The 25707-nt window shown below is 52.9% G+C and carries 21 protein-coding genes, 1 other RNA gene and 1 riboswitch; of the genes, 7 read left to right on the top strand and 15 right to left on the bottom strand.

Annotated elements, in window-relative coordinates; translation table 11 throughout:
- Window positions 1-98: 98 nt before the first annotated feature.
- The 3 genes from G491_RS32400 to ffs all read right to left on the bottom strand — a co-directional run bounded on the left by G491_RS32400 (window position 99) and on the right by ffs (window position 2706).
- The gene (locus G491_RS32400) at window positions 99-1337 is read right to left on the bottom strand and encodes an HlyC/CorC family transporter (protein WP_015948363.1); all 1239 of its coding nucleotides are present in this window, start codon (window positions 1335-1337) and stop codon (window positions 99-101) included.
- A gap of 13 nt (window positions 1338-1350) precedes the next feature.
- A complete protein-coding gene (locus G491_RS0124755; RefSeq protein WP_028316454.1) occupies window positions 1351-2430 on the bottom strand; it encodes a S1C family serine protease in 1080 nt (359 codons plus the stop codon).
- A gap of 61 nt (window positions 2431-2491) precedes the next feature.
- Window positions 2492-2706, bottom strand: an RNA gene (gene ffs / locus G491_RS35085) — signal recognition particle sRNA large type.
- Window positions 2707-2975: 269 nt separating this feature from the next.
- On the opposite strand from ffs, the gene grpE reads away from it, so the two are divergent.
- From grpE to G491_RS0124730, 3 genes are all read left to right on the top strand, one after another.
- Window positions 2976-3602, top strand: coding sequence for a nucleotide exchange factor GrpE (gene grpE / locus G491_RS32395; RefSeq protein WP_015948361.1), 627 nt, complete (start codon window positions 2976-2978; stop codon window positions 3600-3602).
- A gap of 95 nt (window positions 3603-3697) precedes the next feature.
- The gene (dnaK, locus tag G491_RS0124740; RefSeq protein ID WP_028316453.1) at window positions 3698-5617 is read left to right on the top strand and encodes a molecular chaperone DnaK; all 1920 of its coding nucleotides are present in this window, start codon (window positions 3698-3700) and stop codon (window positions 5615-5617) included.
- A gap of 441 nt (window positions 5618-6058) precedes the next feature.
- Entirely contained in the window at window positions 6059-7777 is a 1719-nt protein-coding gene (locus tag G491_RS0124730; RefSeq protein ID WP_015948359.1) for an alpha/beta hydrolase, read from the top strand.
- A gap of 135 nt (window positions 7778-7912) precedes the next feature.
- Here the strand turns inward: G491_RS0124730 and G491_RS0124725 are convergent, their stop codons facing one another.
- The 6 genes from G491_RS0124725 to G491_RS0124700 are packed head-to-tail and all read right to left on the bottom strand — an operon-like array spanning window position 7913 to window position 13960.
- Window positions 7913-8965 carry a type IV pilus twitching motility protein PilT gene (locus G491_RS0124725; protein ID WP_015948358.1) on the bottom strand — a complete coding sequence of 351 codons (1053 nt, stop codon included), beginning with the start codon at window positions 8963-8965 and terminating at the stop codon, window positions 7913-7915.
- Between the two features lie 43 nt (window positions 8966-9008).
- Window positions 9009-10109: a type IV pilus twitching motility protein PilT gene (locus G491_RS0124720; RefSeq protein ID WP_015948357.1), complete on the bottom strand. Its 1101-nt coding sequence runs from the start codon at window positions 10107-10109 to the stop codon at window positions 9009-9011.
- Window positions 10110-10123: 14 nt separating this feature from the next.
- Window positions 10124-10804, bottom strand: a complete 681-nt coding sequence (locus G491_RS0124715) for a cyclic nucleotide-binding domain-containing protein (protein ID WP_028316451.1) — start codon at window positions 10802-10804, stop codon at window positions 10124-10126.
- 36 nt (window positions 10805-10840) lie between these two features.
- Complete coding sequence (locus G491_RS0124710; protein ID WP_015948354.1) at window positions 10841-11569, bottom strand: response regulator transcription factor; 729 nt, start codon at window positions 11567-11569, stop codon at window positions 10841-10843.
- Between the two features lie 15 nt (window positions 11570-11584).
- Window positions 11585-12538 (bottom strand): sensor histidine kinase, encoded by a 954-nt coding sequence (locus G491_RS32390; protein ID WP_035220082.1) that lies wholly within the window; start codon window positions 12536-12538, stop codon window positions 11585-11587.
- Between the two features lie 60 nt (window positions 12539-12598).
- Window positions 12599-13960 carry a nicotinate phosphoribosyltransferase gene (locus G491_RS0124700; protein ID WP_028316450.1) on the bottom strand — a complete coding sequence of 454 codons (1362 nt, stop codon included), beginning with the start codon at window positions 13958-13960 and terminating at the stop codon, window positions 12599-12601.
- Between the two features lie 289 nt (window positions 13961-14249).
- Here G491_RS0124700 and G491_RS0124695 point away from each other — a divergent pair, with 289 nt between their 5' ends.
- Window positions 14250-14996 (top strand): esterase/lipase family protein, encoded by a 747-nt coding sequence (locus tag G491_RS0124695; RefSeq protein WP_248635520.1) that lies wholly within the window; start codon window positions 14250-14252, stop codon window positions 14994-14996.
- A gap of 22 nt (window positions 14997-15018) precedes the next feature.
- On the opposite strand, the gene G491_RS0124690 is transcribed toward G491_RS0124695, so the two are convergent.
- On the bottom strand, window positions 15019-15213 hold the full coding sequence (locus G491_RS0124690; protein ID WP_028316448.1) for a hypothetical protein: 195 nt from the start codon (window positions 15211-15213) through the stop codon (window positions 15019-15021).
- 139 nt (window positions 15214-15352) lie between these two features.
- A riboswitch (cobalamin riboswitch) is annotated at window positions 15353-15473 on the bottom strand.
- Between the two features lie 180 nt (window positions 15474-15653).
- Between G491_RS0124690 and G491_RS0124685 the strand changes: the two genes are divergently transcribed.
- Window positions 15654-16946 (top strand): MFS transporter, encoded by a 1293-nt coding sequence (locus G491_RS0124685; RefSeq protein WP_028316447.1) that lies wholly within the window; start codon window positions 15654-15656, stop codon window positions 16944-16946.
- Here G491_RS0124685 and G491_RS0124680 read toward each other — a convergent pair.
- Genes G491_RS0124680 through G491_RS0124660 form a run of 5 tightly spaced genes read right to left on the bottom strand, consistent with a single transcriptional unit; the run spans window position 16921 to window position 23197 of the window.
- Window positions 16921-19947: a hypothetical protein gene (locus tag G491_RS0124680; RefSeq protein WP_028316446.1), complete on the bottom strand. Its 3027-nt coding sequence runs from the start codon at window positions 19945-19947 to the stop codon at window positions 16921-16923. The genes G491_RS0124685 and G491_RS0124680 overlap by 26 nt on opposite strands.
- Window positions 19948-19967: 20 nt before the next feature.
- On the bottom strand, window positions 19968-20768 hold the full coding sequence (locus G491_RS32385) for an ATP-binding protein (protein ID WP_051327510.1): 801 nt from the start codon (window positions 20766-20768) through the stop codon (window positions 19968-19970).
- The gene (locus tag G491_RS0124670; protein ID WP_028316445.1) at window positions 20765-22042 is read right to left on the bottom strand and encodes a tetratricopeptide repeat protein; all 1278 of its coding nucleotides are present in this window, start codon (window positions 22040-22042) and stop codon (window positions 20765-20767) included. The genes G491_RS32385 and G491_RS0124670 overlap by 4 nt, the downstream gene beginning before the upstream one ends.
- Window positions 22039-22776, bottom strand: a complete 738-nt coding sequence (locus G491_RS34595; protein WP_028316444.1) for an energy transducer TonB — start codon at window positions 22774-22776, stop codon at window positions 22039-22041. The genes G491_RS0124670 and G491_RS34595 overlap by 4 nt, the downstream gene beginning before the upstream one ends.
- A 1-nt stretch (window position 22777) precedes the next feature.
- Window positions 22778-23197 (bottom strand): ExbD/TolR family protein, encoded by a 420-nt coding sequence (locus G491_RS0124660; RefSeq protein ID WP_028316443.1) that lies wholly within the window; start codon window positions 23195-23197, stop codon window positions 22778-22780.
- A gap of 232 nt (window positions 23198-23429) precedes the next feature.
- Here G491_RS0124660 and G491_RS0124655 point away from each other — a divergent pair, with 232 nt between their 5' ends.
- Both G491_RS0124655 and G491_RS0124650 read left to right on the top strand, forming a co-directional pair.
- Window positions 23430-24713: a radical SAM family protein gene (locus G491_RS0124655; RefSeq protein WP_028316442.1), complete on the top strand. Its 1284-nt coding sequence runs from the start codon at window positions 23430-23432 to the stop codon at window positions 24711-24713.
- A 273-nt stretch (window positions 24714-24986) separates the two neighbouring features.
- Entirely contained in the window at window positions 24987-25706 is a 720-nt protein-coding gene (locus G491_RS0124650; RefSeq protein ID WP_157468552.1) for an IclR family transcriptional regulator, read from the top strand.
- Window position 25707: the final 1 nt, after the last annotated feature.

Here is a 25707-nt window from a genome sequence, read left to right as displayed (position 1 = left end):
GTATTGATAAACGCATGAATGGGCGAATGAAGTCTCTGTTACTGAAGACAGGTTGGCATACGCCTGGAATGCGCAAGTTCCAGGGGGGGGAGGCCCTGCTATACTTTTTCTATTTCCACTTCCTCTATATGGCGATTATCCGCCTTCGTGATGCGGATGACGATGTCGCCTATGTTAAGTTCCTCTCCAGGTTCGGGTATCTTCCTCATCTTACTTAAAATAAATCCTGATATGGTCTCAAAGTCCTCGTGCTCGCTGATGCCCAGGTGCAGGACGCGATTGACCTCCTCCACTTCGGTCTGGCCTTTGACAAGGGCTTTTTTCTTGCCCGTTTTGTGGATCATAACCTGTTCCTTATCGGTCTCATCCACAATATCGCCTACGATTTCCTCCAGAAGATCCTCAATGGTGATGAGGCCGCCCACGCCGCCGTGTTCGTCCACCACCATGGCCATGTGGACCCGTTCCTTTTGAAACTGTTTCAACAAATCGTCCAATAATATGGTTTCAGGCACGAACATGACCGGTCTGGCGAGCTCTTTGAGGGCGGCTTTTTCCTTGCCGGAAATCAGCGCGTTTAGCATGTCCTTGGCGTACAGGATGCCGACGATGTTGTCCCGTTTGTTTTCATAAATAGGAATGCGGGAATACCCCCTGAGCACCACCTCCTTGGCCACTTTTTCCACGGTGAACTCGGCCGGAGCTGAAAAGATGGCCGTGCGGTCGGTCATGATCTCGTAAGCCTCCAGGTCCGAAAAGCGGAAGATGTTGTGGATCATAATCCGTTCGTCTTCCTCAACCTCCCCGATTTCCTCGCCTAAAGTGACGACGCTTTTAATTTCATCTTCCGTAATGATGGGTTGGGCGGAGGATTTTAGTGGTTTGGCCAAGAGGACGGAGAGCAACTCCAGAACAATGATGATGGGCCTGAAAAGAACCTGCAAGGCGCGGATCGTCCAAGCGCTCTTGGTGGCTATCCACTCATTTTTTGCAATGGCGATGGTTTTGGGAGTGACCTCGCCAAAAACCAGGATGATGAAGGTCATGACTCCTACGGCGATTCCCACGCCGGTGGCCCCGTACATTTTGATGGCCATGGAGGTCGCCAGAGAGGATGCTGCAATATTAACCAGGTTGTTGCCGATGAGGATGGTTATAATCAGGCGTTCCTTGTTTTCAAACAAGGCGGCGATTTTCTTGGCCCCCTTGGTGTCTTTTTCCAACAGATGTTGAAGCCGAATCTCGGAAAGAGAGGTGAAGGCGGTCTCCACCCCTGAAAAAAATCCGGACAGCCCCACAAAAAGAATCAGCAGCACGGCATTTTGCGTAACGGTCATGCAGCCCTCGCCCTTATCGTCGCCTGGCTCTTGGCGTTTCGCCAAGGGTTACTGGAATAGTGAGAAATCTGCCGTCGCGAAGCACCTTCACCTGAACCTCGTCTTCGGGCCAATGCCTTGCGACGGTGCGTTGAAAGTCGTCTCCGTCAGTAATTTTATCATCGTCGATGGCAACTATTACATCTCCTCCTACGGGGAAGATTGAGTTGCCGATTCTGATTTTTCTCGTTGGACCTCGCATGCCATACAAGTCCGCAGGCCCCCCTCTGACAACTTCCACCACCAAGCATCCGTAATCCACTCCCAGGCCCAGGGCCTCCGCGAGTGCGGGAAAGACAGGAAAGACTCTCAGCCCAAAGTAAGGGTAAGCTACATATCCCTTTTCTATGAGTTCAGGGACAATGCGCTTTAAAAGGTCAGCAGGGATTGCGAAACCAATCCCGATGCTTCCTCCGCTAGGGGACAGGATGGCGGTATTGATGCCAATTACATTGCCCGATGTGTCTAAAAGGGGGCCGCCGGAATTGCCGGGATTGATGGAGGCGTCCGTTTGAATCAATCCTTCCATCAGGTAGCCGTCATCGCCCGTTATGGATCTCCCCAAGGAGGAAATAACGCCGGTGGTCAAGGTTTCGCCCAGCCCGAACGGGTTGCCGAGGGCTAAAACCGTCTGGCCCACCTGCAAGCGGGAAGAGTCCCCTATGGGCAGGGGCCTCAGGACTTCCTCGGGGGCGTTTATCTGTAGGACGGCTATGTCGCCGTCCGGATAAGAGCCCACCAATCGTCCTTTATAATGCTTGCCGTCAGCCAGGGTGACTTCCAATTGATGGGCGTCTTTAATAACGTGATTATTTGTAAGGATGTGGCCTTGGTTGTCTATAATCAGGCCGGAACCGGACCCCTCGCGGGGGACGGGTTGGTAGAAGAAATTATATTGGACCGTGATTGAAGTAATGTTTACCACGCCGGGCGCTGCGTCGCGGTGAATGTCTATGACCGTTTGCTCAGCCTCGGTCAGGCCGAAACAAAGGGGGGGGCAAAGGCAAAGGATAATCCACGCAAGAAGCCCGGCGCATCTACTGCCAGGGGACATGGGTTTTTCTCCTTTTTCTAAACATGGATTGCCGCCTGTCTGTTAAGGGTTGGGTGCGAGGTTGTGCACCTCCCTTTGGAGTCTGTTCCTGAACAACTAAAAACACTACATGACCGGGATCGATCCACGACACAGACTAAACCACTTATCGCTGCTTCCTTCCGGACCTGACGAGGTTCATGGCCGTCTGTTGCGCGGCGGCCGGTCCGAGTGTTCCGTTAATCCAGGACAAGGAAACCTCAGGGAGGAATTCAGCCCGGAAAGGACCTAGCACAACCAATCAATATGATAACTATTCTGTACGACATTTTCAAGGTGTATCTGAGAATTTTCCTGAGATTGGGGACAAAAAAGCAGAAACCCTTATTGAAAGGCGCCGTCGTCCCTTACTAATAATGAGTCTCAGAAGGCATTTCGCGTCCATAAAAAAGTCTTTCAACATAGTGATTCCATGGCATTATGCCACTTGACAAGGCGCCAGCGGGTCTTATCTTGTTCCCGAGCGATGGCAAATCTTTAAAAAATCCGATTGTTGGAAGTTAATTATGGAAAGAATGAACCAGTCTAGAAAAGTGCCGATTCATGACGCTGCTGAGGAAAGCAGCGCGGAAGCGCATGAAACCCAGGAAGCCGGTAACATGGAAGAGCAGGCCCGCGAAGCGGAAATTCAACAGGAAATGGCCGAGGAAGCCGTTGAACAGGCCCAGGATGCTGAGGAGGCTCAGGAAGAAGAAGCCGCGGATTATAAGGATTTGTACCTGAGGACCCTGGCTGAGTTCGAAAATTACAGGCGCCGGGCGGATCGGGAAACCAATGAATTCAAGAAGTACGCGAATGAGACCTTGATCAAGGACATTATCCCGGTCATAGACAATCTGGAAAGGGCCATGGAGTGCACGGTGAATACCGACGATCCCGGCTGCGCCCAGAATCTGCTTGCAGGCGTCCAGATGACTGAAAGGGAGATCCTCAAGGTTCTGGAGAAATACGGAGTGACCCGTATCAGCGCCATCGGAGAGACATTTGATCCGGCTTATCATCAGGCGCTTATGGCGGAGGAGTCGGATGAACATCCCGATGAAACGGTCATACGGGAAATGCAAAAAGGCTATCTTTTAAAGGATCGCCTCATACGCCCCGCCCTGGTGGCGGTCGCAAAAGGCAAGGCCTAAAAGCCAAACGCCTGGAATAAACAAGACGTTAAAACGCGCATAATAAAAGGCGCGAAGAATTACAAAATACTATCCATACTAAGGAGGGCTCAAATATGGGCAAAGTAATCGGAATCGACCTTGGCACTACCAACTCTTGCGTGGCGGTCATGGAAGGCAAGGAGCCCAAGGTTCTGACAAATCCTGACGGCGGACGCACCACTCCGTCCATTGTAGGCATTTCAAGCAGCGGAGAACGTTTGGTCGGTCAGATTGCAAAACGGCAGGCAATCACCAACCCGCAAAACACGGTTTTTGCCGTCAAAAGGCTTATTGGGCGCAAGTTTGCATCCCAGCAAGTTAAAGACGACATGAACGTTTTGCCCTATCAGATTGTGGATGGGGACAACGGAGACGCCTACATTGAGTTGCAAGGCAAGAAATACTCCCCCCAGGAAATCTCTTCCTTCATCCTGGCCTACATTAAAAAGGCCGCGGAAGAATACCTGGGCGAAACCGTAACCGACGCCGTTATCACGGTGCCTGCTTACTTCAACGACAGCCAGCGCCAGGCAACCAAGGACGCCGGCAAGATCGCAGGCCTCAACGTGCTTCGCATCATCAACGAACCCACGGCGGCCTCCCTGGCTTACGGCCTGGATAAAAAATCCGACGAGAAAATCGCGGTGTTCGACCTTGGCGGCGGCACCTTCGACGTTTCCATCCTGGAAATCGGCGAAGGCGTGTTTGAAGTCAAGTCCACCAACGGCGACACCCACCTGGGCGGCGAAGACTTCGACCTGCTGGTCATCGACTATCTGGCCGACGAGTTCAAGAAGGATCAGGGCATCGATCTCAGAAGCGACAAAATGGCGCTCCAGCGCCTTAAGGAAGCCGCTGAAAAGGCCAAGATGGAGCTTTCCACCTCCGTGGAAACCGAAGTCAACCTGCCCTTTATCACGGCGGATGCAAGCGGCCCCAAGCATTTGAACGTCAAGCTGACCAGAGCCAAGCTGGAATCCCTGGTTTCCGACCTTCTGGACAAGCTGGAAGGCCCCTGCGTGACCGCTCTCAAGGATGCCGGCATGAGCGCATCCGAGGTGGATGAAGTCATCCTGGTTGGCGGCATGACCCGTATGCCCGCAGTCCAGGAACGCGTGAAAAAGATCTTCGGCAAAGAGCCCCATAAGGGCGTAAACCCGGACGAGGTGGTCGCCATCGGCGCAGGCATTCAGGGCGGCGTGCTCATGGGCGACGTCAAGGACGTCCTGCTCCTGGATGTGACCCCCTTGTCCCTGGGCATCGAAACCCTGGGCGGCGTCATGACCAAGCTCATTGAAAAGAACACCACCATCCCCACGAAGAAAAGCCAGGTGTTCTCCACGGCGGCCGATAATCAGCCCGCCGTGTCCATTCATGTGCTTCAGGGCGAACGTGAAATGGCGACCGGAAACAAGACCCTCGGACGTTTCGAGCTGGTGGGCATTCCGCCCGCCCCGCGCGGCGTGCCTCAGATCGAGGTGACCTTCGACATCGACGCCAACGGCATTGTGTCCGTCTCCGCCAAGGATCAGGGCACGGGCAAAGAGCAGTCCATCAAGATCACCGCTTCCTCCGGCCTGTCCGAAGAGGAAATCGATCAGATGGTCAAGGACGCCGAGCTCCACGCCGAGGAAGACAAAAAGAAGAAAGAACTGGCCGACGCGCGCAATAACGCAGACGCCCTGGTATACGCCACGGAAAAATCCCTCAAGGATCTGGGCGATAAGATTGACGCATCCACCAAGGAAAACGTGGAAGCGGCCGTTGAAAAGCTCAAGAAAGCCCTTGAAGGCGAGGACGTGGAAGAAATCAAACGCCTGTCCGAAGAGCTTACCACTGCTTCGCACAAATTGGCCGAAGCCATGTATCAGCAGGCTTCCGCAGAAGGCCAGGCCGGCGCAGCGGGCGATCCCGGCGCAGGCCAGGGCGCGGCAGGCGGCGCAGCCCCGGACGACGATGTTGTTGACGCGGATTTTGAAGAAGTGAAAGACTGATCCGCGAAACCATAGCTCCTCCAGTTGATGGGGAAGGCTCCCGCTTTGGCGAACCGGGGGCCTTCCCCTTTCTTTTTGCTTAAATGCCTACTATCTAGTGATTTTCCCCTTCACGTCGCCCTTGTTGGAAAACCTTATTAATTCTACGTTTGTTTCAAATTATTTCTTTTTAAATAAAATACTTATCATTTTTTTCTACGAAACTGTTGCCTTTTGACTTAAATGGAGTTAAATATCACTTGCAGTTGTTTCAAGGGGGGAGTGATAATCTGTATCGCATGAAGCCTTTCAGGCCTTTGTTTTGTCTTGGGCACAAGATATAGTATGTGATTTGGATTGACACACAATGATTCGCCGGTTAAAATAACTTGGTATAGTGGTTGCCTCCCAATCTTCTCGTGAAGCCCTTTTAGCTCTAATGAAAAATAAGAGGTTAGGTGCATGTTGATTTCCAGCCAACTTCGAAAATCCGCCCGTGGAGTCTCCCGTCTGTTGCTCAATGAAATTCCAGGATGGGCCGTCAACACCGGCTATGATTATTACAGCACCTTTTATGAAGGCCAGTTGCGCCTGGGCCTGCCGGTCTCCGAGGAGTTGATCAAGACCCGGGAGGAGTTGAAGGCCATGGCCGTGGGCAAGCTGGCTCTGAGCTTGTATCATCTGTTTTTCCGGGCCACCGGCCAGCGCATTCCCCGGGTGGAAATCAAGGCGGTGTTGTATGATGAGTTGGAAAAGGGCAATCTGAAGTTGACGGAAAACGTCATTATGCTGACTCAAAAGCAGCTTAAGCATCTGTCTCAAATCCGTTTTGCCGTTCCGGCCTATTTTTTTTCCACCATTTTGGAAGAGGCGCGAAGAAGGCGTATTTTACTGGAAGCCTTTCTTAAAGATCGGCAGCCGGCCTATTTTGAGAGCGAAATCGACGAACGGGAGTTCAATGGCCGGGGCGATTACGAGATTGTGTATTATCGGGACTACACGGAAGAGGGAAAGGAAATCCGTTTTCGCAGGCTGTGCTCCATGGAGGACGTTACAGCCGGGGACAACAGGCCCTCCGTGGTGTTGATTCCCGGATTTTCCAATAACAGCAACTGCTTCAACGTCAATAACCGATACTCCCTGGCCAAGGATTTGGCGGATCGCGGGTACTGGACTTATCTTTTCGACCCCAGGGGCATGGGCATTAACGAAGGAAAATTCGATCCCTTCTATACCGTGGACACCCTGAGCGATTACGACCTGCCCACGGTCGTCCGTTTTGTGCACTCCCGCAGCAGCGGCAAGCCCAGCATATTGCTCGGGCACAGCATGGGCGGGATGATAGCCGAACACATGCCCCTGGCCTGGGGGCTGCGCAATAATTTCGACTCCCTTAAAATACCCTCCGAGCAGAAAGAGGCGTTGGATTTGATTTTACCCTCCCAAAAGGAAGTGGATAAGAGCATGTCCTCCGTGCGGGCCACCATTTGTCTGGGCTCCCCCCGTTTTTTTGAAAAACGCGCGCACTTGCTGTTCCCGGTTGCTTTGTGGCTGAATCATCTTGCCAGGATTTTTCATTTTCATAGGGTGCCCATCCGGGAATTGTTTTGGATGGTTTCGCAGCCGCCCTTTTTGAAGCACATCAGCACGGCGTTTTTGCACAGCGACCTGGGGGGCGTCAATTTTTTGGTGAATCCTGAAAACCACACGGATTGCACGCGGTTTTCCACGGACTACGTTCGTAAAGCCATGGAATCCGTGCCTTTGGGGCTGGGCTTCCAGTTTTTAAAGGCCATATACAACGGCGAAGGCTTCAAGCGCATGGACGCCACGCGTTTGAACTACTCCAAGAGCATGGGGTATTTTCCTCCGGAAATTCCCACCTTCCACTTTTTCGGCGCTGCGGATCCCTTGGCGCCGCCCTCGAACTTGAAATTCAGCAGCCTGTATCCGCACAAGGTCAAAAGGGTCTTCCACCTGAAGACCGCCGACGACCTGAAAAATGTGGAGATCACGCCCGAGCGCTCCCAACTGGTTGATTTCGTCATCCATGGGGCGAATCACCTGGACTTGCTGTACGGAAAGGCCGCCGAGGTTCTGGTGCGACCTCTCCTGCATAGGATAATCAATCAGGTATGGGACTGGGACGGCCAATATTCCCCGTCGGCGCAAGCCGGCTGAACTCCTTTACGGCCTGGGTTGTTTGATCCCGGCTTGGCATTCATTGGCTTCTGTGTCAATATATCCAGGATGCGGCAAACAGCGCTCCAACAGGATTGCTGCGGCTTAAATTGCGGATTAAGCCGCCCTCGGTTTTTAAGCTCCGCCTTCAAACAGGGTTTTGTTGAGGGCTTTTTCGTAAGCGGCTTCGTTGGTAATGCGTCCTTCCGCCACCAGTTGCTTCAGGTGCTGGTCCATGGTCTGCATGCCCTGAGAAGTTCCCGTCTGGATCAAAGACCCGATCTGGGTTATTTTTCCCTCCCGAATCATAGAGGCAAGGGCCGAGGAGCCCAAAAGGATCTCATTGGCGGCGCACCGCCCTTTGCCGTCAGCCGTTTTAAGCAATTGCTGGGCAATGACCGCCTGAAGCGATTCGGACAGCATGGTCCTGGTTTGGGCCTGCTGTTCCGCCGGAAAGGCGTTGATGATGCGGTCGATGGTCTTTGCGGCGCTGTTGGTATGCAGGGTGCCGAAAACCAGAATCCCCAGCTCCGAGCAGGTTAAAGCCATGGAAATGGTTTCCGGATCGCGCATTTCCCCAACCAGAATGATGTCCGGGTCCTGCCTGGTGGCCACTCTAAGGGCGTCGGAAAAGCTGTGGGCGTGGGTTCCTATCTCTCTTTGCGTGAAGAGGCATTTCTTATTGGGATGGACGAATTCCAGGGGATCTTCAATGGTTATGATATGGCCTGAGCGGGTTTCGTTAATATGATTGATGATGGCCGCCAGGGTGGTGGACTTGCCGCTCCCCGTGGGGCCTGTGACCAGAACAAGCCCTTTTTTATATTCGGAAATGGTTTTTAAAACTTCAGGAAGATTAAGCTGTTCCAGGGTCAGGATTTTTGTGGGGATAATGCGAAAAACCGCGCCGATCCCGTGCTGTTGGTAAAGCATGTTGCAACGGAACCTGGCCACTCCCGGAATTTCGTAGGCCATGTCAAAATCCCGATTCTTTTTAATATATTGCTGCTGCTCTTCGTTCAGCATTTCAAACAGAATTTTTTCGTTGGATTCGGGAGTAAGCACGTCATGATCCGTGGGAACCAGTTCTCCGCGCAAGCGCAAAAGCGGGGGAAAGCCAATGACCATGTGCAGGTCGCTGGCGCCTTTATCTTTCATTTCCCGAAAATACGCATCAATTTCAGCCATTGGATCCTCTATTATTAAAAACCAAATACCTGCTTTTAAAGTTTTAAGCGGCCTGCGACCCCTCCCGCCTGCCAGCCCCAACCTTTTCTTTGGTAAGCAGCCGGTTGAACAGATGGGCGTTCTTGGCGTACAACACCGCTTCGCTTGCAGCAACCTTGCCGTCCTCCACCAGTTGAATCAGAGAATCGTCCATGCTGACCATGCCCACGCGTTTGGCGGTCTGCATGATGGACGGAATTTGAAAAACCTTTCCTTCCCTGATGAGGTTGGAGATGGGCAGGGTGACGATAAGCACTTCCACGGCCAGTTCCATGGTCTTGCCGTTCATGTTCGGAATCAGGCGCTGAGTGACGACCGCCTTCAACCCTTCGCTCAGCATGGCGCGAATCTGGTTTTGCTCTCCCGCCGGGTAGGAGTCTATAATCCGGTCAATGGTTTTGGGGGCGCTTCCGCAAGCCAGGGTGCCTATGACCAAATGGCCGGTTTCCGCAGCGGAGATGGCCAGGGATATGGTTTCCAAATCCCTGAGCTCGCCGATCATGATCACGTCCGGGTCTTCTCTTAGCGCCGCTCTAAGGGCGTTGGCGTAGGATAGGGTGCCTTCGCCGAGCTGGCGTTGGTTGACCACGGCTTTTTTGTATGGATGGACGAACTCAATGGGGTCTTCCACGGTCAGGACATGGTGGGAGCGTTTGGTGTTGATGTAATCCACCATGGCGGCCATGGTGGTCGATTTCCCCTGGCCCGCGGCGCCGGTTACCAATATCAGCCCCTGGTGGTTGTCCAGAACCTTTTCCACCACCGGCGGCAGCCCCAACTCATACAAGGAGGAAATCCAGGGCGGAATGAACCGGAAGGCCGCGCTCATCCCGGCTTGGTGGAACATGGCGTTGCCCCGGAACCTGCCCACATCGCCCAGGTCGTATACAAAATCCAGTTGCAGGTCTTGCTCCAGTTGTTTGCGTTGGGCCGGAGTCAGGATTTCAAGAATTAGTTTACGGCATTGCTCTTGCGTCAAGGGGCCGCTCTTGAGCCGCTTCAATTGCCCCTGGATGCGAAGGACGACAGGCTCGCCCGGGGCAATATGGATATCGGATGCAAAATGTTCGGCGGCTGCGTTAAAGACTTTGTCCAATACCGGCATTATTTTTACCCCTATTATTTTTTGTCAGCGTCAAAATAAATGCATGCAATGGCGTGATAAGGCGTCATTATCAACCCCCCCTTGGGCTGCCGTAGGATGATTTGAAAGCCCGCCTCGCTTTTTTCCACTGTGACCACGGTGCCGTATATGGACGCACCTGATGTCAGCAATACCTCTACTGTCATGCTGCTTGTTATAAGGTGCTGAAAGCCAAGCGACTCCGTGCCGCTCACCTGGACGTTGTACTGGACGGCGTCCACGTAGGATTCCGTGGTGGCCCTCAGGCGCAACGTAAGAATGCGCAGCAGGTTGTCTAAAGCCTTGGCGCCTGCGTTGGGGTATTTCTCACAGAATGAGTTGAACGTGTTGCGCGACAGGCAGCGAATCATGCTGTCCACTTCCGCATACGCCGTCGCCGTCCGAAGGCCGTAATCCACAAAGGCCATTTCGCCGAACACGTCGCCTCTTTCCGCCGTTAGCAGGATTTTGTCCACATTGCCTTCCGTGATCCAGCGCTTGACTATCACGCGTCCGGATTCCACAAAAAACAATTCATCTCCCTTGTCATTTTCTCGGAACACCTGCTCGCCTGCTTTAAAACTTTTTTTCGTAAAGCAGGAAAGCAGCCAGGATTTTTGATCCTGCCCCAACCCATCCAAGAGATAATTGCTTGCCATATCCGCTTTAATTACCATGTCGCCCCCTACATATACACGCGCCGTATTAAGGTTTTATTCGAAATCAAAGATATATCCTACAGAGCGCAAGCTCTTAAAATATTTCGGCTTCTTGGGGTTGTCCTCAAAGTATTTCCTGAACCGGACAATAAAATTATCAACGGTCCGCGTGCTGGTCGCTCCGGTGTAGCCCCAGCCCATTTCCAATAATTCCTTGCGGGATAACGGCTTGCCCCTGTTTGTAAAAAAAAGTTTGAGCAGCTTCGCCTCCAGATCGCTCAGTTTGACTTCTCCCTTTTGGCACACAGCGGAAAACGTGGTGAAATCGACCGTATTATTTCCGAATCGGTACACCTGGAGCTCTCGAGTTTCGGTCGAGACCGGGGCAGTGCCCTTGGTGGCCCGGGAAATCAGCCTTTCCACGCGTAAAAGGAATTCCTGCAGGTTGAAGGGCTTGGACAGATAATCGTCCGTTCCGTAGGAAAAACCCGTGATTTTGTCTTCCGGGGCGCCCTTGGCCGACAATATAAGGATGGGGATGTGCTGGTCGTTCAAGCGGATGTTCCGTAAAACCGACAGCCCGTCTATCTGGGGAAGCATGATGTCCAACACAATAAGGTCCGGCCCCCAGAATCTGTACTTTTCCAGGGCTTCCACCCCGTCCACGGCTATCTCCACTTCATAGCCGTTCAATTCCAGGTTGAGTTTCAGGCCGTCTGCAATGTGGGCTTCATCTTCCACAACCAATATGCGGCGTTTGGAGGCTTCGTCCTGCAACACCATGATGAATGGTCCTTTCTACCAGCGAAACGGCATGATCAGGCGGAATTCAGACCCCTGCCCAAGCCCTTTGCTGGAGGCCTTGATTCGCGCATTGTGAATCCGGGCTATTGTGGCCGTCATGAACAGGCCCAGGCCGCTGCCTTTGGCGGACATGTCATCTGATCGGCCGATTTGATAAAATTTTTTAAATATTCTTTTAAAATGACGCTTTTCCATGCCCATGCCGTTGTCCGTAAACACAATGTGCAGCTTTTTGTTGTGGATTTCAAAACGGATTTCAACCTCAGGAATCTTGGACTCATTGTAGGTGATTGCGTTGGTGAGCAGGTTCATCAACAATACTCCAAACAAGGATTGATTGATCCTGCATGGAAGCATGTGTCCCGAAGGGTTGTTCAAGGTGATTTTGCTATCCAGAAAAACATGGGAATTCGTCTTGAGAAAACTCTCTGTAAACGCGTAGACGTCGCATAGAATCAGCTCATCCTCATAGGTTTTGCTTTCAATTTTCGCCAGGTTGAGAATCCTGGCGATGTTATCCGACAACCTGTCGATGTCAGCGACCATGTATCCCAGGTAGCGCTGCTGGTCCTCCTTGGGCAGTTCATGCTTTTGAAAGGTTTCCAGATAAAGTTTGAGCGAGGTGACCGGGGTTTTAAGCTCATGGGTGAAGTTATTGATGAAATTCCGTTGCACCCGATAAAGTCTTCTGGCCTGGATGGTGTACACGAAAATCGTTAAAATGCCTAATAGGATCACCCCCACCAGGATGGACAACACCGAAATAACCACCCAGGTTCCGGGTTTGGAAAACTGGGCCGGGTCCGTGTTCAGCATCCGGGCGATTTTGTATAGGCTGGAACTGGCTTCTACGTACCAGTATATGTAGAGAGACAAGGAGCCGGCCAAGGCCAGAATGGACAGGACCAGCATTGTAACCGGATGTGTAAACCATTTGGGCTGCTTCATGCGAAAAAATCCCGCCTGTTAAACATTCTGAATATGACTGACGGCCTGCTGAACCGAAGACTATGTTAATTTTCCGGCGTATTGCCGCACGCACTCTCGCCGCGCCTGTTCCAGCCTGGGGCTGATGCGGACTTCATACCCGGGCTTGGCAGGCTCGTTGCCGAGGACTTGCTCAGGCAGCCTGGACAGCGCATCCGTACAATGTGCTCGCGACTGCTCCAGGTCCCCTGGCGCCAGCCTCCGCCCTTTTTCCATCACCAAACTCAACAAGGGGCGGCCGGGGATCTCCTCTCCCCATTGACCCAAAATGTCAAAGACTGCCTTGCCGTTTTCTTCCTGGCGAAACACCTGCTTTTGGCCGGGGTAGGTTTCCTTGCCGGGCGAGGTCTTAATCCGCCCTTTATCGTCATAGGCCGCCATTTTGTATACAAAGTCCACGGTGGGGCAGTCCATGGAAACGCCCATGCGAGTGCCTACGCCCAAACCGTCAATAGGCGCATCCGCCCGAAAAATGCCTTCCAACGAGTATTCGTCCAGGTTGCCGCTAACGAAAATGCCTATGCTTTCAAGGCCTGCTTCATCCAGCAGCTTGCGGGACTCCACGGCCAGTTGCGCCAGGTCTCCGGAATCCAGCCGGATGCCGCGCACTTGGAACTCATCCCCCATTTCCTTTGCCAGGGCGATGACTTTTTTTACGCCTTCCAGGGGATGATAGGTATCCACCAGCAATATGGTTTGAGGATGCACTTTGGTGAAGTTGCGCAGGGCCTCCATTTCATCGTCATGGGCCTGGACAAAGCTATGAGCCATGGTTCCCGCCACGGGAATTCCATATTCGCACCCGGCCAGAACGTTGCTGGTGGCGCCCACCCCGGCAATATAAAAGGCCCTGGCCGCTTTCATGCCGGCGTCCGTTCCGTGCATCCGCCGTAAGCCAAAATCCAACACGGTTTTTCCATGAGCCGCATTAATTACGCGAGCCGCCTTGGTCGCCGCTAAAGTCTGAAAGTGGATCTGGTTCATGATAAAGGTCTCGACCAGTTGGGCCTGGGGCAAGGGCGCGACAACCTCAAGAACCGGTTCGTTTTCAAAAAACGGCGTGCCTTCTTTCATGGCGTAGACGGCTCCGGTAAATCGAAAGGCGCCGAGCCAACTGATAAAATCATCCGAAAACAATTGGAGCGCTCTCAACGATTCAAGAGCGCCCTGGTCAAAACATATGCTTTCCAGGTAGCGCAGCACGTCTTCCAGGCCCGCCGCCACAAGATAATTTCTGTTTTCAGGCAGTCTGCGTACAAACAGGCTGAATACGGACTCCTGCTCCATGCCAAGCTCCCAATAAGCCTGAAGCATGGTCAGTTGATACAGGTCTGTCAGTAAAGAACTGTTGGCGTCATTTACCCAGGAATTAATCTGTTTCATTGGGCATCCTTTATCTACGGGCGTTTCTGTCTGACAATTTAACTTTTGGATTCTTCACGGCCATGAAGCCCTTTGCTCGCTGGCGCCTCTCCTGAAACAGCCAAAGCGCGGCGTGCTGAAAAAATAACCATATGAATAAAAAGGAATATCATGCGCATGCAATTATAAGCAAGACCTTAGTTAAAGCCAAAGTAAAGCTTTGACTCTGGCGACAGAGCGGGCTATCTATAATTTTCAGCATCTTGGCGGTATCAAGCAATCTTGAATATTTTGGACGGACATGCTGCGGATGACCAATATTACGGAAGGAACGCTTCTCGCCCTGTCTTTGTTAGGCCTTTTGTTAATTTTCGGCTCTCAGGACGCCTGGGCCTCTGACAAGGATTCCGAGCCCCAAAAAGAGACGGTAGTGCTGCTGCACGGGTTGGCCAGGACGGAACGATCCATGAAGCCTTTGGAAAAAAGCCTGTCCTGCCAGGGGTTTAAGGTCATAAATATAGGGTATCCCTCCCGCAAATTCCCCATAGGGGAGTTGGCCGGACAGGTGAAGGAAAAGCTCAACTCCCTGGACTGTTGGGACGCGCCCAAAGTCCATTTCGTGACCCATTCCATGGGAGGAATCATTGTGCGGGCCATGTTCGCCGAATTCCACCCCCACAACCTGGGCAGAGTCGTCATGCTATGTCCGCCCAACAAGGGCAGCGAAGTCGTGGACCACCTTAAGGACAATCCTCTGTTTGTCGCGTTGAACGGCCAGGCCGGAAGGCAGCTGGGCACGGACCCCGAGTCCGCGCCGAACCGCCTCGGCCCGGTGGATTATGAAGTGGGCGTACTGGCCGGCACGTTGAGCGTAAACCCCTTGTTTTCCAATTGGTTGAAAGGGGAGGACGACGGCAAGGTTTCCGTGGAGCGCGCCAAAGTGGAAGGCATGTCTGAGTTCCTGACTCTTCCCTACAACCACACTTTTTTTATGAACAAAGCAAAAGTTAAAGCGCGAGTGACCAGTTTTTTGCGGACGGGCCGCTTTCTTCCTTAACCCAAGCCTCCAAAGCTCCAGTCTAATTTAAGGAAAGCGTCACCCCAAATGCTTCCGGTCCGGGAAACATGGGTATGTGTCTTTGCTCGGCCATGGTCAGGGAGTATTGATGGGTTTCCATCCAGTGCTTGAAGCAGCGTTTCAGGCTGGGGTCCAATAAAACGGGGTATTCCCCAAGAAGTTTCAGTTCCTCAAAGATTTTCCAATACAGATGCATTCTTGCTCTCCTTAAATGTCAAATGAAGAATGCCTCCGGGGCTTGCGTCAAAAAAAAATCCCGGCCATGCCGGGAAAGGTGCAAGTTCGCTTGCGGCCTGTCCCTCAATCCACGGAGGCTGCCGTTATGAAATCGACTCAGGTATTCTGGCTCACGGGTCTTTCTCAGCCGCGCCTTCCCGTCATCAATGACAGTGGCTCAATGCGGCTTTGTCTCCGTTTACAGCGGCGGGACCGCTCCCGGTTCTCACGGGATTCCCTGAATTGCCGATTCAACGCACAAATTTACTACTCGCTCTTATTACAGGAAAAATATGCCGCATGCAAGCCCGGCGTTGCCGGCTCCGTGTTTTAATTTATACAATTGTGTTGCTGAACCCGAGGCCAAAATGCTATGTTTTTCTCCTCGCCTTTGGGCTATTTCAATAAGGATAAATAGATATGCTGATGCTGATTCCCCGTCCGGACAGTAAGATATTTTATGGGTGGTATGTTGTCGCCGTAGCCTTTGCTGCAAATTTTTTAAGCGTGGGAACCGGTTTTTACATTCTTAATGCATTCATGGACCCATTGTGCCATGCCAATGGCTGGTCGCGCACGGACGTAAACTTCGCTTTGTCCACGGGTATGTTCTTTGGCTATCTGGTGCAGTTTTTGTACGGAACCGTGGTGGAAAAAATCGGCCCGCGGCTCCTAATGGTCATCGGCCCGTTTTTCGCCGGAATCATGTTTATAGGCATCGGTCATGTAACGGCCCTTTGGGAGTTTTACATCATCTTTGTGTTGCTGTACCTGGGAAACAACGCCTACGGCGGCATCGTGGCCAATACGGCTGTCAGCAACTGGTTCATTCTCAAGCGTGGGCAGGCCATGGGCTTTGCAGCCTCAGCCATCAGTTTTTCCGGGGCGGTGGTTCCTCTGGTCGCTATGTCCATGGTTTTTGCCATCGGCATGAAATGGACCACGCTCATCATCGGGCTGTTTATGATGCTTTTAGGACCCATAGCCTGGTTCATCGTCCGTGACTGGCCCGAGACCTACGGCCTGCTTCCGGACGGCTTAAGCGGCATAGGCAATGCGGAGGAAGAGGGCCAAGGGGAAGAACTGGACGCAGCAGACCTGCTGCCCAATCAGTTTCCCGATTTCGAGGGCGCGGAGTGGAAATTCAAGGATCTGGTAAGAGCCCCGGCATTTTGGAAGATGGGCTTCGCCTATGTGCTGACCCTGGCCGGGGTCATGGGGGTGATGAGCCAACTGCAGCCCCGATTTGCGGACGAGGGCTTTTCTGCCATGAAAGCTATGGTGCTGATGGCCATAACGGCTTTTATCGGAGCCGTGGGAAAATACGTGTGGGGCTCTTTGTGCGACCGGTTTGAGCCGAGGCGGGTGATTTCCCTGCTGATGTCAGGCGCCGGGATCGGCCTCTCCCTCTCCCTGATTAAAGACTGTCTGCCGGCCATGTACGGCTTTATGGCGCTTTTCGGCTTTTGCATGGGCGGCGTCATGTCCACTTACCCCATTTTAACGGGATACCTGTTCGGCCGCCGGGCTTTTGCCAGCGTTTTAAAATATCTGATGCTGTTTCTGACCCTGCCCCTTATCGGCCCCATCGCCGCCGGGGTCAGTTACGACCTCACCGGCTCATATGACTCTGCTTACGCCTTGTACGCAGTCATGGCGTTTGGGGGCTCCGCGCTGGTATTGACCATCAAACGCCCAGTTCCCCAAGCATAGAAAATTCCAGCATCCGCATGGATTTCAAATAGGGGCCTGATCGATTCAGGTAAAAGGCCAGGGCCCTGGCGAAGTTTTTGCCCACCAGACCGTCGATGAACAACTGGCTGACCAGCTTTTGCTGCTCCAGAACCTCCAGGGAATGCAGCAGCATCTGATACTCTTCTCTGGACAAGTTGAACAGCAGGGATTTCAGCGCGTCCCGGCCCCGGGGCAGATAGTCCCAAAAATAGAGCATGTCCAGGGAATGCATGATCAGCAGTTTTTGCAGGTCTTCTATCTCGGATTTGGGTTTGCGGGCGAAAAGGGCCGGAGAATTGAGTATGTCGTCCGCGGGAACCTCAGGCAGCAGAACCTGGAGTTGGGTGTAAACCCCCATGAAACTGCGCATCTTGCCGGCGTAGTCGCGCAGGCCGGTGCGCATGTTTACAAGTCGGTCCGCAGTCCCTTCAATGATGCCGGCCACCGAGTCCGAAGCCGTTTTGGAGATAATCGCCGCCCATTTTTGCAGAACCTGGTCAACGCCCTGAACTCCCAGAGCGCCTAAAATCATGCCCACGAGAAAGTTCAGAAAAAGCGCCACAGGAATGGAAAGGATGCTCCTGAAAAAGTTTCCCGTGGCTGCAGCCCGCGGCAGGCCTCTCAATATATTATGACCCGAAATATAAATTCCGTTGACCAGCCCCATTACAGCATACAGGGCCAGAGGGTTGGTCGTGGTGTTCAGGCCGAGGGTTCTGTCCATGAGCAGGGTTTTGACCAGGTAATCCAGCAAAGGCACGGAAAATCCGGTAAACAGCAGGGAGTCGGTAATGCGGTCCCAACTGACAAAATCGCCCCACTTTAAAAAAGGAGACCGTTTAAGCCCCCCGCCTCCAAGCACGGATTGAACGATATTGCGAAACCCGGTTATGCTGAACCAAATCAGGGCGCCAAAATAGGCGAGCAGCCACCAGTCCTTGGTCAGAAAAAAGGTCAGGAATGCCGGGATGAAACCTATAAACACCTTCAGGAAGTTCAATAGCGGCGTGCTCAGATACGTCAAGGACGGCCTCTTTGGCGGCTTTTTTTCCGGAGGATTGAGGCTCAGCCCGTTTTGTCGCGTCTTGGGGAGGCCGCCAAGGGTGACAATATTGCCGGGCTCCACGGTTCGCACCGTATTTTGCTGAACCAGCCAGTCGTTGACTTTCAAACACCCGATTCTGCGCAAGCCGGGAATTTTTCTGATTAGCCTTAAAGGAAGATTGGCCCCGTGGGGCGGTACAAAAGTCGTCCTCTTCCACACTTCCATGCGAAGCGGGATAGTTACGCGGACAGGATCGCGATCACGCTTCAAGTGCTTTTGCATCCGGTCCGGCAGGGTTTCCCGGATTACAAGCCCCATTCCATGGACATAGGGCGACAAGCCGGTTGAGTCGCTCCCGATGCGGGGCTTTAAAGGACGGCCGGAGTACAGGGCGTTGTAGCTTTCCAGGTCGTGAAGAATTGCGTCCAGCTTGGCGAGGAGATCTTCCTTGTCAGGTTTGTCCGAAGCCTGCACCGAATTGATGATTTTGTTGATGACCTTTTTCAGCTTGATGGGATTGTCCGCATTCAAGGCGCGTTGAAGCTCGTTGATGCCGGCTGTGTGGTGGGTTTGCCCTTTATCAAAATCCTTGAGATTGAATATTTCCAGACGGGTGATCAGCCCTTCGCAGTCGTACAGCAACTCCAAGACATCAACCGCTTCCAGGTTGCTCAGGTTCAGGGTAAGGCGGTAGTCCCGGTGAAGCCTGTCCAGGCGATGCACCAGTTCGGATGGAGTCAGGGTCAACAGCTCCGGCACATCCCCTATCTTGCAAACTTGCTGGGAGTCCGCAAGGCAGGGATTGGCCGTGGGTTCCAAATGCTGTTGGTAAATGGCTTCCATGTCCAGGCGATTCATTTCCTCCACTAGAGCTTCTATCACCTGTTTTCTGGAATCGCCGGCCTCTGCGTATTCCTGGCGCAAGGCCTCCGTGCGTTTTTGCATCAAAGGCAATAGGTTCATATGGATGAATCTGGCTAGATGCAGCAATGATACTTGGGCGGAGCCCACAAACTCCAGAAAATCCCGATGCCCGAGAGGCGTCATCCTGACGCCCAGGTTTTTTTCCAAAGCAGGCGCATGCTTTGAATTAAAGTTGTCCAAAACCTCCAGGACATGCTCTTTTTGATATTGGGCCACCTTTTTACCCTTGGCCAAAAAGTCCGCAATTTCAGGCTCTGCAAGGAAGCATAAAAAAGACTGGACGTCGGCGAACCCCCGGGGGCGCCAGATCAGATAAACGTATTTATCCCGGAATTTGGCGGCGTATTCGATCCCGATGCGAACGTCCATGCCCATAATTTTGCCGGCTTCCATGAGCTCGGCGGCTGCTCTGGGCTCCACGTAATTATACTGGATGATTCTCAAGCGCCGGATTCCTTTGATCCAGGCGTCCATAATCAGATGCGTGGGGCTTTTGCGGCCTTTGGTGCTGGAGTCGTGCACGTGGTCGTCAAAGGCGATTTGGTTCCACTCCTCCGGCATTTCCAATAAATGATACTTTCTTAGCTGTTGCCGGACTTTCCGCGGCTTGCCCGTGGCGGTCATGCGAAAGTCGCGGGCAAGCTCCAATTGCCGCAGGTAGTCGCCCTGGGCGCGAACCAGTTCCTTGGTGATCTGCAATAGCACCCTTGCCGTATTCTGGGGCATGGGGCCGACCGACATGCTGTATACTGCCACGCGAAGATAACGAAGAGCCCTGAGACGATCCTCCAATCCTCCCACTTCCAGGGACTGGAGCAAGATGACCACGGCGTGCGCAAGCCTTAACCCGCGGGACTCAGCCATCTCCATGATTCCATTGGGATGAAAATGGTCGTAAAAGGCGCCGCCGGGGACGCTGACGGTCTCTCCCCGGGCGATTACGCCGTTTACGATTTCAAGGAGTTCGTGGTCTTTATCATCAAAAAATATGCTCTTCGAACGCTCAGCCATAAAGCCCTTTCTAAAGCCGATTACAACTTAAGAGGCGAAACCGCGCTTTTGGGCGCCGGCTTAACCCAGTGCTCTTTGATGAATGCGCAAATATCCCGGACTTGCGGCGGCGCGGACGACATTTTCGTCCCGTTGAGGCTGTTCAGAAACAGGTCTTCGTCCTGGGGAATTTCTCCGGCGATTTTATCCGCGGGCAGGGCCGCGGAAAAAGCCTCCCGCACCTTGTCGCTTACTTTGTTCCGGATGAAAAAGATCTTTTTGAAAGCCTTGTCAGACATTTCAAGCATTTTTCCCGCCAGCTTAAAGGACTCAAAGGTAGGATCCACAACTCCGATAATCAGGTCGCAGTTGGCGTCCAAACCCCGGCCGAAATGCTCCACCCCGGCTTCCGTGTCTATCACCACAACCTCGTCGTCCGAAAGAACCAGGTTATTCAAAAAGTTCCGGGATAGGACGCCGATGGGGCAGGCGCAGCCTTCGCCAAAATCGTGAATCTTACCCATGGAAACCAGTTTGACCCCGTCGGACTCGGCAAAGCACTCCTCCGGGATGTCCGAAGTGGTCAAAGCCTTGCTGAGATATTGAACCGACTGGTTTTCCCGAAAAGCCTGATTCATCTTTTTTTTCAGCTCTGGCTTGCCGCCCATGCTTTCCATCAAATTGACGGGCTGCTCCACGCCAAGCAGGCGATGGAGCCCAAAGTTGGACTCATCCGCGTCCATGAGCAAAACCCGAAATCCCGCTTCCGTAAGACCCCGGGAAATAAGAGCCGAAATGGTGCTTTTGCCGGCCCCGCCTTTTCCGCATATCGCAATCTTCATGAATCCTCCTGTTGCATTATGAGAGACAACAGCGTCGACGCCGTCTTTTTAGAATATTGGTATTTTTCGGCGTTTTTCAAGAACTCCTTGGCATTGCCCAGGCTGTTCGCATAATACGCTGCAAATCCCGCCATGAGCCAGGCTTGCCCCGGCTTCTTCGCCTGGGGCGCCGCCGTCTTGAACGCCGTTGCAGCGTTTGAATAATCTTTCATATCATATAAGATATAGGCTCGGGACAACAAAATCGTACTTTTTTGATTCTGCTCCAAGGCTTTATCCAGCCAATCCAGAGCCTCCTGGAGCTTTCCTATTCGGTGGAACGCGTCGGCAATCTTAAGGATTACGTCCGGATCCTGTTTATTTTCCAAGGATTGTTCGTAAAAATTAACGGCTTTTCCAGGAACCCCGGAGGCCGAATACAAGTCCCCGGCCAATTCGATTTCCTTAGGCGAAAGCGGCTGGAAATAGTTGTATACAACCAGGCCGGCCAAAGCTTCTTTATATCTTCCCTGGTTCAAATGGAGGCGCCACAGGGTTTTCCACCATAAAGGCTCGTCCGGATACTCGTCCAGCAGGGCGTGCACATAGGCCACGGCCTTTGTATCCATGCCCAGTTCCGCGTACTGATATAAAAGGACCTCCTGCCACCTGCGTTTTCTATCGTCCGTCGCCTCCCGGATGATTTCCTCCAGAACGGGCAGGGATTCGCGCTTTTTATCGGCTTGAATCAGGGTTTGGGCCATGGCCTCTTTCCATTCCAGCCGGGCCTGGCTTTTGTGTTCTGCCATGAGCCGCCGGAACGCTTCCAAGGCCGCGGGATAGTCTCCGCCCGAAGCCAGGCACACAGCTGCGTAATATAAGAGATCCGGCTCCTGGGGATTGGAAAGGGCGTAGGCCTTTTTGTAATAATCTGCGGCCTGGGGCATGTCGCCCAGGTCAAACCAGCAGCGCGCCAGGTTTTGCAATGCTGGAAGGTAGTCAGGCTTTTTTTGGATGCAGGCTGCAAATCGATCCCTGGCCAGGGAAGGCTTGGCTTGTTCAAGATAGGCGGCGCCCAGGATGAAATCCAGGAGATAATGCTGATCATCATTGTTTTTGCGGAATTCTTCCAGCAGATTGGAGGCCTGCATATACTCCCCCATCGCCATCAGAGACTGGGCTTTTTCCAGGGCGTTGTGCAAAGGCTGGGAAATCGGTTCGTCCGCAAATGAAGAGGCCGGACAGGCAAACAATATCAACAGGGCTATAAAAATATGGAGGCGGATTTTGATCATTCTTCGCCTCCCAGTTGGAAATGCAGGGTTTGAGTCATGGGATAATCCACCGCAACTCCGTCCTTCGTACCGATGCTCAACCGCAGGATTCTTTCCAAATAGTCTTTGGCGCTTTTTTCAAAAAATCCGGGGGGATCGACTTCCAAAATTTGGATGTCCCGGATTATTCCCTCTTTGGTCCATATGAAGTGGACCTTGACCGACCCCTCCACGCCCATGCGTTTCGCCCTCAACGGGTAAACTGGCCTTCCTCCTGACAACTGCCGGGGCGGGGCGTCCAGTTCCGAGATTTCATACAGTCCTTTTTGCACAACTGCAGGCGCGGGCGCCGGCTTGGCGTCGGGCAAAGGAACTGTTTTATACTTGGGCGCCGGGAATGACACCGAGGAAGGCGGCAGGGCCGGGTTCAACTCCAAGGGGACCGGAGCGATGTCCGGCCGGGGCGCGTCCGGCGCGCTGGCTTGGGGCATGGGGGAGACCGGCTGGGATGCGGCTTGCTGCGTCTCTTGGGGTTTAGGCGGTCGGGGCTCTTCAGGCTCGGGCGGACGAACCCTTTCAATGCGTACGGGATCGCCTGTCGCCATGCGCGGCTGCTCCCGGGGCGCCCGGGTCATCAGGCCCGGCATGAGGCCGAAAAAAAACAGGTTCAGGACCAGCGCGACAATTATCGCCAAAGCCCAGGCTTTGCCCTCTCCCAACCCAAACTGCTTTTGGCTGCCGACGGCCTCGCCCACGTTATCCTCCCGAATCCAGGCTCGCCGCAATAGACACGTTTTTTGCTCCCGCCAGCCTGCACTCGTCCATAACTTCAATGACCATGCCGGTCATGCTTTCTTTATCAGCCACCACCACGATTCCGGCCTCGGGATTTTCAGCCAGGGCCCTTTCTACATTGGCGCGCACTGTGCGCGGGTCCAACTCCCTTTTTTCCATAAACACCCGGTTATCCCGGGTGACGGCTATCAGGATGCTGGATTGATTTTTAGTCACAGCCGTAGCCGCGGAGGGGCGCTCCACGTCCACGCCGGTTTCCCGCACAAAGCTGGTGGTGACCAGGAAAAATATCAGCAAAATAAAGACCATATCAATGAGAGGGGCGATGTTCAACTCCACTCCCTGGCCTTTGTTTCGTCTGGATGCAGTGATGTTAAGCATTGGTCTTTTGGCTCCACGCAACAGGGCTTTTACCATGCAAAAATAACGGAAGTTTCGGACTAAAGGCGTTTCGCAACACCGCCGGGCGTCTTCCCAAACCCCTATTGTACATGAAAACCTGCTGTTAGCGCCAGCACATCTTTAAAGTTTAGGCGTTTGAGCCCCCTTGACTTGGCTAACGTAAAGAAATATCCTGCCGTCATCAATAAACTGCAAGAAGGGATTAAAAAATATGGATTTTGAAGCCGTAGCGCCCTTGGCGGCCAATGAAGAAGGCGAGATTTTTGAACTGGAAGGCTACGCCGCCGTCGGCGCCTCGGGCAATTACCTGAGGCCCCTGGACGGGGAAAAGCTGATTGTCCAGCCCCACGGCAGCGAAACCCTTTTTCTGCCCGATAGAACCTTGGTCGCCCTGGACCTGGACTCCATGGATCTGGTCGCCCTGGAGGAAAATCCCTACAATCCCGGCGAGCCCATATTTCCCGTGGCAACCTTCAACTCCCCCGGCTATATCGCCGCGGCTTCCTGTGCATTTATTGAAGAACCCGGCGCCCAGGCCTTGCCTTTGTTTTCCTACGGCGCCTGCGGATGGGACGGCGAAGACGTGGTGGTCGCCGCCTTGCGTGTGGATCGTTCCCGCCGTCAGGACTTGCGGCTCATGCCTCGCGAAAAAGTGGAAAGCGGGGTCAAACGTTTTCAAAAAAAATATCCCCAAAACCGGCTGGCCAGGCATTTGGAGCACTGCGCCCTGGTTTACGGATGCCCAGCGGCCAAGAACATGTTCATCGGCCGGGAGGAAGCCCCCCTGCCCACGGCTCAGACTTGCAACGCAAGGTGCCTGGGCTGCCTGTCTCTGCAAAAGGACAGCCCCATCCCTCACAGCCAGGACCGGATCAATTTTACGCCCACGGCCGAAGAAATCGCCCAGGTGGCTCTGGAGCATCTTTCCCGGGTGAAAAACGGTGTGGTCAGCTTCGGCCAGGGTTGCGAAGGCGAGCCCCTCTTGGCGACCAAGGTCATCGCTCCGGCCATCGCCATGATTCGGGAGCAGACCTCCGACGGAACCATCAACCTGAACTCCAACGGAAGCAGGCCCGACCTGCTGCAGGAATGCCTGGACGCCGGCCTTGACTCCATCCGGGTCAGCATGAACAGCGTGCGCCCGGAATGCTACGAGGCCTATTTCCGGCCATCCTACGATTTTAAGGATGTCTTGAAAAGCATCGACATGGCGGGATTTCGCGGCAAGTGGGTGTCCATCAATTATCTGAACATGCCTGGCTTTACGGACTCCCCGGAAGAGTCCGAGGCCTTCCTCAAGTTCCTTAAGGATCATCCTGTGAACATGATCCAATGGCGAAACATGAATTTCAATCCCAGGCAGTATTACGACGCCATGTCTCAGGCCGGCGAATGCGGTGTTCCCATCGGCGTGGATGTCATGCTGGATCAAATTTCCCGGCAGCGCCCCAACGTCCGCTTCGGCTACTTCAACCCGCCCAAGGAAAGTTTTTAAAGGGTTTTAAAAAATACGTGATTTTTAGTTCCATATTTGGCGTCTTTTTGTTTCATTTGTATCATTATATTGGGGGTATTCGTTTTCTTTATAGACAATTAATGGATAAGTATTTACTATATACCTAAAGAAATGAAATAATTATTCCGATATTCGTGAAGGAGGCGAGGTGCTCCAGAGCTTGTGAAATGTGTGATTTTTTATTGCATATTATTTCACAACGGGGCAAGATGGCCTTTCATGACGCTTATGGTTGTCGAAAGAGAGGAACTTATGAGCACGAAACATCAAGAAGCCATTTTGGAATATCTGGAAAAATGGGCCATGACCTCGGAGTTGCAGCCCATGGAAGACGACTGGGTCTCAGAACTGACGGATATTCTTGTCCAACACATGTACAAACCTTCCGGGTTCGGGCTGAACGATCAGGAGGAAATGGAGGGATTGCGGGAACAACTCATTCCCCTTGCAGCCCGTCTGCGGAAACAGATTCTGGATGTACCCCTGGAAAAGCGTCAAGCCATGGAAGTCTGTTCCATGGTCGGTCTGCTCCGGAGTTTTTACCACACTCTTACAAAAGATGATCCCTTGTCCTCCATCCGTTTTATTCACAACGGGGAGATGGTGCTGGAAGCAGTATTCGGCTTGGGGCGTAATCCGTTCACTCTGAACGATCTGTGTATAGAATGGCCCATTTTAGGGAATAAACCTTCTAAACCTACTGTTTCCAGGGTGTTAGGATCTTTAGAGGAGGCTGGGTACGTGCAGAGGGACGGGATCACCAAAGGACAAACCATACGGCTAACAGCCAGAGCTTTTGCATGGGCGAAAAGCAAAGGGTTAGGTCTTGTGGAAAATGCCGCAGATATTAGCCAATCGGTAAACAGTGGATTGGATGGGACTCAATCCTCCGGTATTGAGCCTGGCATAGACCCGCATTCTGTGGGCAACCAACCAATTTCCATAGAAAGTATTTTAGACGAGGCGGCATAAA

Source organism: Desulfatibacillum aliphaticivorans DSM 15576 (genome assembly GCF_000429905.1).
GTDB classification, from domain to species: Bacteria; Desulfobacterota; Desulfobacteria; order Desulfobacterales; family Desulfatibacillaceae; genus Desulfatibacillum; species Desulfatibacillum aliphaticivorans.
This window is presented reverse-complemented; position numbering and strand designations above follow the sequence as displayed.